Below are 14,508 nucleotides of genomic sequence, written 5' to 3'. Positions count from 1 at the left end.
ATACATCCTTTTCATTTTAAAATTATTTTTTAGTGAAGTGCTTTGCAAGTGAAGCTTTGTGACCTCTTTCATAAGAACATCATACTCTTACAGATTACACTTACTTCCCAGCAAGTTCTGCAATAGCTTCTGCATAAATAGCAGCAGCTTGTACTAATTTATCAACAATTACATATTCATCCGCACGATGCATTACATCTGGATCACCAGGGAAAAGCATGCCGAATGCCACACCTTTTTTCAAGACGCGCGCATACGTACCACCACCAGTCGAAAGCAAAGGAGTATCGTTGTCCCCTGTTTGTCGGCGATAAACAGCAGCTAACGTTTGGATTAACGGATCGTCCTCACTGACATAATGAGGTTTTGAGTTATCTTGAACATCGAGTGATAATCCTTTGTCAGCAGCTAAACGTTGAGCCTCTGTAATTTTTTGATCAAATGGATACGTTACAGAGTAGCGGAAACTAACGACTATGCTTCCTCCTTGGGCTACATCATAAGTAACAATACCTGGATTTAATGTCGTTTTGCCAGACATATCATCCTCAAATTGCAAAGCTAATGCGTTGCCATAATGGTCTTGATGGAATACATCTGCGATAAAATCGACAAATTGCTTACTTCCTTCTGTCGTCAATTCTTGCTGTAAAAATGCTGCAAGGTAGACAGCTGCATTGATCCCCTTCTCAGGTTCCATTGCGTGAGCTGCTTTTCCTTTGATAGTTATTATATAGCGAGAACCCTCTTTTAATAAAGAGCCTTCTAGCTGATTTTTGCTTAAAAATGTTTGAAAATTCTGTTCGAATTGTGCAGATACTAATTGAATTGTCGCTTTTGCGAAATCTGGTACCATATTTGGACGCTTCCCAGCATTAAATAGTAGTAGCTGTTCTTTCGTCGCATCCCCAGATTTATTTTGAGAGAACACAAGCTCAGCGATGCCTTTTTCGGCATTAATGAGTGGGAAGTCTGCATCTGGTGCAAAACCGAATGTTGGCATTTCCTCATTTTTAAAATAATGGTCGACACAGCGGAAGCCTGTTTCTTCATCCGTACCGATAATCATTCGTACGCGTTTGTTTAATGGAATGCCTGCATCTTTCACAAGCTTCATGCCCATCCATGCAGCAATCGTTGGGCCTTTATCGTCTATTGCACCTCGGGCAAATAATTTCCCATCGGCAATCGTGCCACTAAAAGGTGGATAAGTCCAATTCGTTTCATCCCCTTCAGGCACTACATCAACATGACATAAAATACCGAGTAATTCTTCACCTTGGCCCATTTCAATATGTCCAGCATAATTATCAACATTTTTCGTTTGTAGCCCTTCAACTTCACCCTTTGCTAACAACCATTCCAGTGCCTTTAGCGGTCCATTACCAAACGGCACATTTTCTGTTATCGTTTTTTCATCCAATACACTATTAATTTGCACAAGCTCCTGTAATTCTCTTACTAACTCATCTTGTCTTTCCTTTGCAGCATGTAACCAATCCATACTATGTACCTCCTCCATTTTATAATAAGATTATTCTACTCTTTACTTAGAAAAATACAATCGTCTTTCTAACTATCATTTGCCTCTCTTCCCTTTACACTACCACATATAGCATCTTTTACACTAATGTCCACAAAATACAGCGAAAACTTTATGTATATATTGTAAATTTCTATTGCATTCACTAGAAAACTGCTTCGTTTTTCTATATAATAGAGTTATCAGAATTATTGTTCTGAACATAAAATTAGAAAAGGGGATGTCTAAGGCAGCTACTTAAAAAGCCTCAGTGCACTCCGCACATAGTGTCGTCCGCTAGTCTTTGCCAAGTGAATTAAGATGAAGGAGTGGTTCATTTATGAAACCAACTACTGATCGAATGCTTAATCGTATTAAAGACGTGTACATGTTTATTTTAGACAAAGGAACCGTGTCTACACAGGATTTAGTCGAAGAGTTTAGCATCACTCCTCGCACCGTTCAAAGAGATTTGAACGTGTTAGCCTTTAACGATTTGGTGATGAGTCCAAGTCGAGGCAAATGGACAACGACGAGTAAAAAAGTAAAATTGACGTCTTAGTTTTTGCGCACGTTGCGTAAAGCATTATTGTAAGAAAAAAGAATGACCTTTCGTCGGGGTCATTCTTTTTTTCTATTTACAGCCTCTTCACAATCCGTTACACTCGAAACATTCTACATGTTGAGAGGAGGATTTTTATGCAACTATCCAAGATGTTCCACCCGCTCGTTTGGATTATTTTAGGTGGTACTATATTTACACGTATTGCGAGCTTTATGGCAATGCCTTTTTTAGCTATATATTTACATAACGAAATTGATGCCTCCCCTTTACAGATAGGGCTGACCATTGGTATTGCACCGCTGATTTCCACTGTAGGTGGATTTTTTGGCGGTTATTTAACAGATCGCTTTGGTCGCAAAAGTGTCATTTTACTTACGATACTTGTTTGGAGTATTGTTTTCTTCGGCTTTGCTACAGCACATACGATATGGTTCTTTGTCGTACTTAATGCGTTGAACGGCTTATGTCGCTCGTTCTTTGAGCCTTCTACACAAGCATTAATGATTGATTTCACTCCAGCAGAAAAACGCAAAAGATTGTTTTCATTGCGCTATACAGCCATTAATATAGCGGCCGTAATAGGACCTCTTATTGGCGTTTATATAGCCCAGCTATCCAGTCCTAGCATTCCGTTTATGCTGACAGGTGTTATGTACATTATTTATGCACTATTTTTATTTTTCGTATTGAATCGTTACGAAATGCAGCAACAAAAAGCTATCACACAAACAAAAGTGCTTCAAACCTTTACGATTCTTTTAACAAACAAAGTATTATTAAGCTTTATTTTTGGAGCCATTTTAATAAATATTGGCTACTCCCAATTTGATTCAACACTTCCGCAATTGATTGAGCTAAAAATTGAGGATGGTGCTAAGCTCTATTCTTTACTAATTTCGTTAAATGCGGCGGTTGTTCTCTTACTACAATTACCGATTAGTATTTTTTCAGAGCGTTTTTCATCATCCACAATTCTTCTGATTGGTATCGTATTCTTTGCAGTTGGTTTAACGCTCTTTGGCATATCAACGAACTATTCGCTGTTCATTTGTGCAATGATTATTTTTACAATTGGCGAAATATTTGCTTTCCCAACAATGAATGTCATGATCGATGAAATTGCACCAGATACACAAAAAGCAACATATCTAGGCGCCTCTCAATTTAAAAATTTAGGTGGTTTTATTGGCCCTATTATTGGGGGATGGCTTTTAACGCATTATATTGATGCAATGTTTGCTGTCATCGCCGTTCTTGTCTTATGTAGTTCACTGTTTTATCGATCTAAAACACAAGGTGCTGCTTAACTATATTAAAAAAGCACGAGTTACGTAGGAGGCAGTTTTTCTTCTCCTACATATCTCGTGCCTTTCATTTCAAACTAAGTTCGTTTGCATATTTTTCTTCTGTCGATGCAACTTCGTCGAAACTGGAGTATTGATCCTTCCCTGCCTTCTTGGACTGATATAATGCTTTGTCTGCCCGTTCAAATAAACTCAATTCTGTTTCATTTGATTTTTTGCAAATTACCCCGCCCATACTAACAGAAATGACGGACCATTTTATATTATCAAAACTACGTATTTTCGCCAAAACGGCATTTGCTAATTGCTCCATAAGTTCCTCGTTCGTATCATATAAAACAATTGCAAATTCATCGCCTCCAAATCTTACAACAAAGCCATTCTTTTTTACGACTTCCTTCAAGATATCGGCTGTTTTAATAAGAATTCTATCACCTTCAGCATGACCAAATTGATCATTTACTTGCTTAAAGTTATCTAAATCTATTAAAAGTAAACCTGGCGTATTAGCTCTTCTTTTTCTTAATAATTTATCCATTTTACTTATATATGTAGCACGATTAAAGACATTTGTTAGTGAATCATATGTTGCTAATTGTATCGTTTTAGAAAACAATCTATTAATAACCATCAGCATAATAAATGCTGTTACTAATGCAATCATCAGAACGAACCAAAACTGTTTCGTATTTTTGGCAAGGGCCGTCAACTTCGTATCGTTACCATATTTCACGTACACTACTCGCTTTGACGATGCACCTCGAACTGTCTCTGCCTCATAAGGTATAAAACGATATGTCTCTATATAGCCATTGCCTAACTCTTGTTGATACTCACTTGGCTTCATCGTTTGGAGAGCTACCTTAAAATGTTCCTGAAATTTTTTTGATTGATTTTTTACAGTTGTTCCAGCGGCATCTGTATCAGAGAAAAAAATACCCCCTGCATTAATTGTTCGTAAATCTAGCAAATCATCATATTTATCAATTAAATAAGCAGAGGTTTTTGCAAAGTTGAATGTTTGAAATACAGGCACTTCACTTAATTTTAAGCCAAGCTCCAATAAATACTTTTTGTCAGGTGTAGCCAAATAGCTAAATTTTCGATATTCGCCTGTAGTTGTTGAAACATCTATACCATCTGTAAAAAACTGTCCGCTTTCTCTTCTTTCGTCTAATAAAGCAGAAAAGTTTTTACAGCAAAGGGAAAAATTCAGCCCTTTATCTTTTTCGAATGTTGTATAAATAACGGTATTTTTTTTATCCAATATGTATATATCCATACCAAGATTGTCTTTCATTTGCTGTAAATCCCAAGTCGCTAGATTAGGATTTTCCTCATAATATGTAGCTAATGCTTGTAGTTCATGTTCCATGTTTTCCGAAATATTTTTATCAAAATAAAAGTGTGCGTTATCTACAGTTTGCATATCCGTTAAAATATGATTTTCAATTAATGTTCGATTACTCGCTTCTTGGTCTTCAATATTTGCCACAAGTATTTGCCTATTAACATAAGAAATTACGGCAACCAGTATTAATGCAAAGGCAATTAAAGATATTAATAATTTAATTCGTAGTTTTTTCATTAACATGTCCTCTACTCATCTTCACTATCATTTTTTGAACATACTTTTTCCGGTACACTATATTCCCTCTATAATATTTTATTGATATATCATATTATACAGTTATTGGGACAAACATGTAAAAAAAATCCTCGATACTAAAGTACAGCATCGAGGGTCTTTTTATTCTCTATTTTGTAAGCCTGCTAATTCTTCAGACGTTAACTCACGATATTCACCTAATGCTAAGCTTTCATCAAGTTGTAAGCTACCCATCGAAAGGCGCTTTAAGTAGGTAACACGTTTACCAACCGCTTCAAACATACGCTTTACCTGATGAAATTTTCCTTCTTGTATCGTCAATTCAATTTCTGATTGCGGTGCAGATTTTAAAATGACAAGCTCACCTGGCTTAGTTACATAGCCATCATCATCTAACTCAACACCACGAGCAAATATTTCTCCATCTTCCTGCGTAACAATGCCTTCAATTTTGGCATAGTACACTTTTGGTACATGTTTCTTGGGAGATAATAAATTATGAGCTAATACACCGTCATTCGTTAACAGTAACAAGCCTTCTGTATCTTTATCTAAACGTCCAACAGGAAACGGTTGAAAATGCTGATGCAGAGGATCTAGTAAATCAATAACAGTCTCATCCCGTAAATCTTCGGTTGCAGAAATAACACCAGGAGGCTTATTCATCATATAGTACACAAACTCTGTGTAGACAACCCGTTCACCATAGACGACAACATCTTGCTTTTCTGGATCAACATGCATTGCTGCATCCTTTACATATGTGCCATCTACAGAAACCGCTTTTTGTTTTAGGAGTTGCTTAACTTCCTTTCGTGAGCCGTAGCCCATATTGGCTAGTAATTTATCTAAACGCATAGTTCCTCCTATTTAAATCCAAATTTACTTGTAATACGTGTCAATCGCTCACCAAGTAATTTTTGTGCTAAGCCTAGGCGTAATGATAAATATCCATAAACAGCTATACCCACTGCCGCACAAATAATAGAGTATACGAGCGCAGAGAATTTACCATCTACTGGTCCCATAATAAGTTCTAATAGCTTATGGACGATTAATACACTTACCGCCATCGCAGCTGTTAAAAGCGTAATCAGCATGACACGGCGCAATACCATTTCTGATTTATAATTAAGCGTTTTTCTAAGGATTAACATGTTAATAATAATGGAGACACTGTAGCCAATCGCTGTTGCAAAAATGGCTCCATCTGCTTCTAGCCAACGAATTAACGGTATGTTAAGTGCTAGCTTTACTAAAATACCAGATAGTAAGCTTAAGACAATCCATTTTTGAAAGTCGATACCTTGTAATAGTGCAGCCGTTACTTGGAACAACGCAAATAAAATCGCTACTGGCGCATAATGGGCTAAAATTGCTGCACCCATTTCACTTTCTGAGTAAAGCATAAAGTATATTTCATTTGCTAATAATGAAATACCCACAACGGCTGGTAATGTAATGAAAATTAACACTTGATACGTTTTATCCATCGCATGACGTAATGATAAATACTCACCCTGTGTAAAGTATTTTGTTATCGTCGGCACTAGCGCACTTGAAAATCCTGTTGCTAGCATAACTGGAATAATCACAACTTTATGTGTTGTAAAGTTGATCATCGATAAATATTCATCTGTAACTTTCGCTAAGCCAATTGAACTCATCGCACCGTTAAACGTTAGCATATCCACTAATTGAAATAATGGATTGGCAACCCCTACAAACACCATAGGAATTGAATACGTGATGACCTCTTTATAAATATTAGACATTGGTAGCTGTGTTGAAGTAATACTTTGACTACGCAATAAATTAAATTCAGGCTGGTATTTTTTCCAATAGTAATAGAGCACCATTAATCCACCAATTGCCCCGATAAATGCTGCAAAAACAGCAAAGGAAACTGCTGTTTCAGGTTTGCCATTAAATACAACTACTACTAAGAAAGAACCGCCTAATAACACAACAATTCGGACAATTTGCTCCACTAACTGCGAGATTGCTGTTGGTTCCATTTTGTCATAGCCTTGGAAGAAGCCACGCCATAAACTCATAAATGGCACAACAATAAGCGCAAAACTTACCCAACGTATAACAGAAGCAATTTGCTCAACTGAAAATTTCTGTTCATCACTTTTTATTACAAGCTCACCAATCGGTGTTGCAAGTATAAAGAGGGCAGCAAATGAGGCAATACCCGTAATCATCATAATGAGTATGCCTGACTTCATCAGCTTGCGTCCTGATTGATAATCTCCCATTGCATTATATTTGGAAACAAATTTAGAAACAGCGATGGGAGCTCCCGAGATGGCTATTGCCAGCATAATTGAGTAAGGAATATATGCATATTGATACAGTGCGATATTTTCCTGCCCAACAATCGCATAAAAGGGGAAAACATAAATTAATCCAAGTACCTTGGATAAAAACATCCCTAATGTTAATATCGCAGTACCTTTCATTAAATTGGACATCGTATCCATCCATTCATTAGTAAAATCAAGCCTTTATAAGTGATAATGCATCACCACTTTTGAAACAATAAATAAGTAAACCAACTGTTATCTTAACATATTTAAAAGAAAACAGATGCATAATTACACTGAAAAATTTTTGAATCAAACATCTCTAGCTTCCCTAGGTTAGATTGATGTCAAATTACTAGTACATTGCCAAAAAAATAGCGGTTCAAAAAATCAAATAGATTCTTTGAACTGCTACTTCTATGTTACATATCAACAAAGAATTGTTTATACCATACTAAGAACACATAAGCTGTCCAAATATAGCGACCACGATTTGCTTTGCCTTCATAATGTTCATCTAAATAACCAACTAATTGTTTCGTATCGAAAAATTCATTAGCGAAGTCAGTTGTAAACATGTCCTTCACCATATTGTAATACTTTTCTTCACGCAACCAGTGGCGAATTGGTACAGGGAAACCAAGCTTTGGACGCTTTGCCCATTCTTCTGGTAACTCCTGATGTGCTGCTTGACGAAGCACATATTTCGTATCAATATCATTTACACGATATTTTGATGGAATATCTTTTGCTAATTCCATTACTTCTTTGTCTAAAAACGGTACACGCAATTCAATTGAATGCGCCATACTCATTTTATCAGCCTTTAATAAAATATCACCAGGCATCCACAAATTCAAATCTAAATACTGCATTTTAGTAATATCATCATCACCAGGTACTTCATCATAAATACGCTTTGTAATCGTTTTGACAGAAGGACCGTTTTTGTAGTCAGGCTTTAGCACATTTAAAGCATCTTCTTCATCCCAAACAACCGCTTCCCCAATAAAACGTTCTTCTACCGTTTGACCGCCCTTAACTAGGAAATGTGTGTATTGGTTTTTAGGTAATGCTTCTGCAACACCGCGCAATGCTTTACGAATACCAAATGGCACCTTCTCGTATTTTTGCATTCTACCAGAGTTTTGGTACCAAGAATAGCCACCGAATATTTCATCCGCGCCTTCACCTGAAAGGACTACTGTTACATCCTTCGCTGCTAGCTCAGATAGGAAGTAAAGCGGTACAGAAGATGGGTTTGATTGCGGCTCATCCATATGCCACTGAATTTTCGGTAATGCTTCAAAACATTCATCCGCTGAAATATATTTACGCTCGTTTTGAATATTTAATGTATCTGATAAATCTTTTGCTAAGTTTGTTTCATTGAACATATCTTCATAGTCAGAAAAACCGACAGAGAATGATTTATCAGGGCGTAGTAATGATGTAATGTAACTTGAGTCAATACCGCCAGATAAGAAAGAACCAACCTTTACATCACTAATTTGGTGGGCGTCTACAGATTCTTTCACTGTTGAACGAATATCTTCCACATATTTTTCAATTGGCGCTTCTTTCGCATGGAATTTTTTATCCCAATATTGCACAATTTGTTTTTTTCCATTTTGAATGACCATATAGTGCGCTGGTGGTAATTTGTACACACCTTTAAAGAATGTTTCGTCCATTGAAGAATACTGGAATGTTAAATAAGGACGTAATGCATTTTTGTTTAATTCTTTAATAAAAGCTGGATGTGGCATGAAAGATTTTATTTCTGAACCAAAAATAAATGTTCCATCCGTTGTATTTTCAGTATAGTACAACGGTTTAATGCCAAAGCCATCACGTGCGATAAATTGTAAATCATTCTTTTTATCCCAAATACAAAATGCGAACATTCCGCGAAGCTGTTTGACGAATTCTACACCGTACTGAATATAGCCGAAAATTAATACTTCACTATCTGATTTCGTTTTAAACGTATGACCTTTTGCTTGTAGGTCTTCACGTAACTCTTGGAAATTATATATCTCCCCATTGAAAACAAGCACGATGTCCCCATCTGGGCTATAAAGAGGTTGATTTGCCACGTCAGATAAGTCAATAATACTTAAACGACGGAAACCTAACGTTACTTTATCGTCACTATGAATACCACCACTGTCTGGTCCACGGTGAATAATCGTATTCATCATATTTTCAATTGTTTGGTGATGATCAATCACATTTGTTCCATTAATATAGCCAATAAATCCGCACATCTATTTTTTCACCTCATAATTTAGTGCATAACCACTACCATCATAGCACGAATAGCCATTCATTTCATGCTGTCATTATAGATAAAAAATTATAATGCACTTTATGATAATTTTCAATGTAAAGTAGCCGCCCTCTATATAGACTTCATGTATAATAGGAAAAGTTCCTAAAAATGAAAAGAAAGTGAGTTCACATATATGTATGATGTAATCGTTATCGGTGGTGGCCCCTCTGGATTAATGGCTGCTATTGCGGCTGGAGAACGAAAAAAGAAAGTTTTACTACTTGAAAAAGGGACAAAGCTTGGTAAAAAGCTAGCAATCTCTGGTGGAGGGCGTTGTAACGTGACGAACAGACTCTCTGTTGAAGAAATTGTTAAACATATTCCTGGCAATGGTCGTTTCTTATATAGTCCTTTTACTGTTTATAACAACGAAGATATTATTACCTTTTTCGAAGGTCTAGGTGTTGCATTAAAAGAAGAAGATCATGGTCGTATGTTCCCTGTGTCAAACCGCGCACAAGATGTCGTCGATGCCCTTATCCGTCAATTGCAGCGACTACATGTTGAAGTCCGCTTAAATACACCTGTTAACAAGCTACTAATGGATGAGGAAAAGATTCTTGGTGTGCGTTTAGCAGACGGTACAGAAGTTCGCTGTGAAGCTGTTGTTGTTGCAGTTGGAGGGAAGGCAGTGCCGCAAACAGGTTCAACAGGTGATGGCTATCCTTGGGCTGAGCGAGCTGGTCATAATGTAACAACGCTATTCCCAACAGAAGTACCGATTTTATCGAAGGAGGACTTTATTCAAACGAGAGAGCTCCAAGGACTAGCATTACGAGATGTTGCAGTTTCCGTTCTCAATAAAAAAGGCAAGTCGCTTGTCACACATCAAATGGATATGCTCTTTACGCATTTTGGATTAAGCGGTCCTGCCGTTTTACGCTGTAGTCAATTCGTTGTTAAGGAATTGATGAAAACAGGTTACGAGCCTGTCACAATGCGTATTCAAACACTCGTAGACTACAATGAAGAAACTTGTCTGCAATATTTAAATAAACTTATTAAAGAAGAACCGAAAAAGGCCGTGAAAAATGTGTGGAAAGGTGTCGCACCAGAACGCTGGCTACTATTCTTATGTGACCGTGCAAGCATCGATGTTCAAGTGACTGGCACTGAATTATCTCAAGAAAAAATCCGTGCACTAGCACATCTACTCGTCAATTTCACAATGACTGTTAGTGGTACGCAATCTCTCGACAAAGCATTCGTTACAGGTGGTGGCGTCTCTGTAAAAGAAATCGAACCAAAAACGATGGCATCCAAGAAAAAATCAGGGTTGTTTTTCTGTGGAGAAATTTTAGATATTCATGGCTATACAGGCGGCTACAACATTACGTCTGCGCTTGTTACTGGAAGAATTGCAGGTATGAACGCCGCATTTTAAATGACTCGATTCAAATTGGCACGACAAAGTAGTCGGAACAAAACTTTAAACTACTTTAGAAGAAAGCATTCGTTGATTGTAGAGAGCGGTCACTCCTGCGGGAACACACGCAACGTAAGACACAACAATCCGCGCGTTAGAGAGGGTTGCGGCTTACGGTGTGCCCGCGGAAAGCACCGCCGTAGCGGACATCAACGGTAAAGCAAAAAAATGGTAGATTGTCTGAGATCAACAATTTTTTCTTTTGCAAGAGTAATAAATTAGCAACGTGTACTAGTTGATGGTAGCGAAGGCGGTGACTCCTGCGGGAACGCACGCAACATAAGACACAACAATCCGCGCGTTAGCGAGGGTTGTGGCTTACGTGGGTGCCCGCGGAAAGCACCGCCGTAGCGGACATCAACGGTAAAGCAAAAAAGTGTTAGATTGATTGCAGTCATTCTAACACTTTTTTATCCTATCTTCTTTTCCACAAAAAAACTGTTTTTCTGTAGCGCCTCTTTAACTTTCGCTAGACAAATAGACCTCTTCATATGGTTGTATGATGACAAATCCTTCTCCTGAGAAAGCCATTTGAATTGATTCACCACTTCCACGTCCAATAAACGTACGGAAGCTAATATCTGTTTTAAACTCAGGTGTTAAATTACCTGACCACGCTACTGTAGCATGTGGATCTGTATAAACCGTCTCTCCTGGCTTTACTAATAATGTCAATGGCTCGAAATGAGTTGTGATAGCTACCTTACCTGTTCCTTGTAAAGTGACATTAAATAAACCACCAGACATAATACCAGCCATTTTACGCATTAATTGAATATCCCAATTTATCGTAGGTTCAAATGCCAATAAGTCATTACCGTTTACGCAAATACTTTCACCCTTCAAATCAAAAATGGTCACCTTTTTTCCTTGATCCGCTAAATAGAGACGCCCCTTCCCTTTTGCTTTCATCAGTTGCGTGCCTTCACCTGTCAGTGCTTTTTTAAACATCTTGGATAGACCATGCTCCAATACACGTTCCCGTTCAAACTTAATGTCGCCTATGTATGAAATCATAGCCCCCATTTTCGACCAGACTTCACCATCTAAGTTTACCTCTAGTACACGTTCCGTTTCTAACTCAAAATATTCGTTTACATGATCATTTTGTTGTGTCGTGCTTATAAAGTCGTTTAATGAATACTTCCCCATGTACATCTCCTCCTCTGCTTTCTTTACCTTATATACGTTACATGCCACGAAAAGATTCACCTAGTCATTATCACTTTCCATATGAATCGTAGCGAACACATTCATTTACTATATTTTTGATTATTTTCACAGGTATGTGCTGTCATCAAGAAAAGAATATCGTTGCAAAAATTCTCTTTTAGTACCAAAATCACTTTATTTACCATAATGTTATTGACATCAACAAACAGCTGTTATATGTTAGACGAAGATTAATCGAGTGTTGTATAACAATGACTACAAATAAAAACCGCATCAGTGTCATATGCGAAATGACACTAATACGGCAATACCTTCAAGTGCGAATTGAAAGTGAAAATTATCGTGTAGCGGAGACGTCTCCAACTTTTTGTGATGCTGCTTTTAACGCTGTTTGTTTACGTACATCAGCACGTAATGTTATTGCAATAATGAATGAAATGGCAATTAACCCTGCAAAAATATAAAAGACAGGAATGTAACTGTCATAAGCATTTCTAATACCACTCACTAGAAGTGGACCAAATACACCACCTAATGACCAAGTTGTCAGTAAATAACCATGGATGACCCCAAGTTGTTTCGTACCAAATAAATCACTTGCGAATGCAGGTAGGTTTGAGAAACCACCACCATAACAACTAACTACTAAGAAAATAAGTGCTTGGAAAATAATAACGTTTGTCGTATGTGGTAATACGATAAATGTAATAAGTTGTGCTGTAAAGAAAATAACAAAAACGTTTGGACGACCAATATAATCAGACACAGCAGCCCAAATTAATCGGCCACCACCATTGAATAACCCCATTACTCCTACCATTGCTGCGGCACCCGCAACTGATAACCCTACAATTTCCTGTGCCATCGGAGATGCTACAGAAATCATCATAATACCCGCTGTAACATTTACTAAGTGCATAGACCATAACATCCAGAAATGCTTTGTTTTCACAGCTTCACGAGCTGACATAACAGCCAAGTCTGTTTTCACTACTTCTTTGCCTTTTTCTGCAGCCGCTTTCATATTCGCAGGCATATAACCTGGTTTTGGCGGTGCTATATATGAAGCCCCTAAAATCATTAACGTGAAGTAACATGCCCCTAAAATAAAGTAAGTTGTAGAAATTCCGACTGCTTCCATTAAGTTCGCTGCTACTGGTGCAGTAATAAGTGCACCCGAACCAAACCCTAGTACAGCCATACCAGTTGCTAAACCACGACGATCTGGGAACCATTTAACTAATGTTGATACAGGTGCGATATATCCAATCCCCATACCAAGTCCACTTAGTAAGCCGTAAGTTAGCCAGTACAATGTTACTGAATCCATTGAAATCGCAACACCTGCTCCTGCTTGTCCTGCTCCAAACAGCACAGCAGCTACCATAGCAGATTTACGCGGACCCATTTTTTCTACTAAACTACCAAATAGTGCTGCCGAAAAACCTGCAAGCCCCATCATAATTGTAAAGGCAATCGTAACCTTCGTTTCACTCCATCCCATTTCTGTGACAATCGGCAGCTTGTATACACTGTATGCATAAGCTCCACCAATTGAAAGGTGAATAGCGATCGCAGATAATGCAATTAACCATCTATTTTTATTCATAAATTCTCATTTCTCCCCTCTTTTGCTACCTGTGAAAATTCTATGAACGTCCATGTAAAACAATTTACCACTTATAATTATTCAAATGCAAGATGTTTTTCTAAAAAATATTATTTCTCCAAAAAGTTTTTTATTGTTCACTATATAATTAAAAGAACAAAAACCTTACAGTCTCTAAGAAAAAAGGCGTTTTTCAAACAATATCCCCAACATATTTTAGCTATTATTACTTTTCTACTGTACTTATTCTATTTAAATAAATTATTTTAAGATAATTAAAAATGTGCATATTTTCACATATGATAGAAAGCTTCTCTCCTTTTGACTGCTAGATAAAAAATAGAAATTCGCTTGATATGTAAAAATAGAAATAATCGACATACAGAAATATTAAGAATGAAAGAGAATTTTAAAACGATAACAAAGCAAATTTTCTTTGCGCAAAATATTTTAACTTTCTATAGGATAAGTAAACTAACCCATTATATTATTTAAATGTAAATAATTACATAAAAACTTGTTGTATAACGGCATTTTAAAGATAAATCGCCAATTATTTTTTATTATTCAAATATAAATTTTTATTTTATAAAAAACCAAACTCCGATAGCACTTCCTATTTCTTTTCTTACGCTAATGTGATTTTAATACAT

The 14,508-nt window shown here is 37.0% G+C and carries 10 protein-coding genes; 3 read left to right on the top strand and 7 right to left on the bottom strand.

All coding sequences use genetic code 11. From position 1 onward, the window contains the following. Window positions 1-100: 100 nt before the first annotated feature. Window positions 101-1,504 (bottom strand): dipeptidase PepV, encoded by a 1,404-nt coding sequence (gene pepV / locus JNUCC52_RS19245; RefSeq protein ID WP_337980577.1) that lies wholly within the window; start codon window positions 1,502-1,504, stop codon window positions 101-103. A gap of 358 nt (window positions 1,505-1,862) precedes the next feature. Here pepV and JNUCC52_RS19240 point away from each other — a divergent pair, with 358 nt between their 5' ends. Both JNUCC52_RS19240 and JNUCC52_RS19235 read left to right on the top strand, forming a co-directional pair. Further along, window positions 1,863-2,084 carry a DeoR family transcriptional regulator gene (locus JNUCC52_RS19240; RefSeq protein WP_025220342.1) on the top strand — a complete coding sequence of 74 codons (222 nt, stop codon included), beginning with the start codon at window positions 1,863-1,865 and terminating at the stop codon, window positions 2,082-2,084. Window positions 2,085-2,221: 137 nt separating this feature from the next. Next, window positions 2,222-3,394 (top strand): MDR family MFS transporter, encoded by a 1,173-nt coding sequence (locus JNUCC52_RS19235; protein WP_173477585.1) that lies wholly within the window; start codon window positions 2,222-2,224, stop codon window positions 3,392-3,394. Window positions 3,395-3,458: 64 nt separating this feature from the next. Here the strand turns inward: JNUCC52_RS19235 and JNUCC52_RS19230 are convergent, their stop codons facing one another. The 4 genes from JNUCC52_RS19230 to asnB form a co-directional block, all read right to left on the bottom strand. Next, window positions 3,459-4,979, bottom strand: coding sequence for a GGDEF domain-containing protein (locus JNUCC52_RS19230; protein ID WP_337980576.1), 1,521 nt, complete (start codon window positions 4,977-4,979; stop codon window positions 3,459-3,461). A gap of 162 nt (window positions 4,980-5,141) precedes the next feature. Further along, the gene (locus tag JNUCC52_RS19225; RefSeq protein WP_337980575.1) at window positions 5,142-5,858 is read right to left on the bottom strand and encodes a pseudouridine synthase; all 717 of its coding nucleotides are present in this window, start codon (window positions 5,856-5,858) and stop codon (window positions 5,142-5,144) included. Window positions 5,859-5,866: 8 nt separating this feature from the next. Next, window positions 5,867-7,480: a putative polysaccharide biosynthesis protein gene (locus JNUCC52_RS19220; RefSeq protein WP_337980574.1), complete on the bottom strand. Its 1,614-nt coding sequence runs from the start codon at window positions 7,478-7,480 to the stop codon at window positions 5,867-5,869. Between the two features lie 254 nt (window positions 7,481-7,734). Beyond that, window positions 7,735-9,582, bottom strand: coding sequence for an asparagine synthase (glutamine-hydrolyzing) (gene asnB / locus JNUCC52_RS19215; protein WP_337980573.1), 1,848 nt, complete (start codon window positions 9,580-9,582; stop codon window positions 7,735-7,737). 198 nt (window positions 9,583-9,780) lie between these two features. On the opposite strand from asnB, the gene JNUCC52_RS19210 reads away from it, so the two are divergent. Beyond that, window positions 9,781-11,031 (top strand): BaiN/RdsA family NAD(P)/FAD-dependent oxidoreductase, encoded by a 1,251-nt coding sequence (locus JNUCC52_RS19210; RefSeq protein ID WP_337980572.1) that lies wholly within the window; start codon window positions 9,781-9,783, stop codon window positions 11,029-11,031. Between the two features lie 501 nt (window positions 11,032-11,532). On the opposite strand, the gene JNUCC52_RS19205 is transcribed toward JNUCC52_RS19210, so the two are convergent. After that, window positions 11,533-12,225 carry an AIM24 family protein gene (locus JNUCC52_RS19205; protein ID WP_173477591.1) on the bottom strand — a complete coding sequence of 231 codons (693 nt, stop codon included), beginning with the start codon at window positions 12,223-12,225 and terminating at the stop codon, window positions 11,533-11,535. Between the two features lie 358 nt (window positions 12,226-12,583). Then, window positions 12,584-13,855 (bottom strand): L-lactate MFS transporter, encoded by a 1,272-nt coding sequence (locus JNUCC52_RS19200; protein ID WP_173477592.1) that lies wholly within the window; start codon window positions 13,853-13,855, stop codon window positions 12,584-12,586. Window positions 13,856-14,508 lie beyond the last annotated feature (653 nt).

This window comes from Lysinibacillus sp. JNUCC-52 (genome assembly GCF_015999545.1).
Classification (GTDB): domain Bacteria; phylum Bacillota; class Bacilli; order Bacillales_A; family Planococcaceae; genus Lysinibacillus.
Note: the sequence above shows the minus strand (reverse complement) of the source record. Positions and strands in the feature narration are given on the sequence as shown.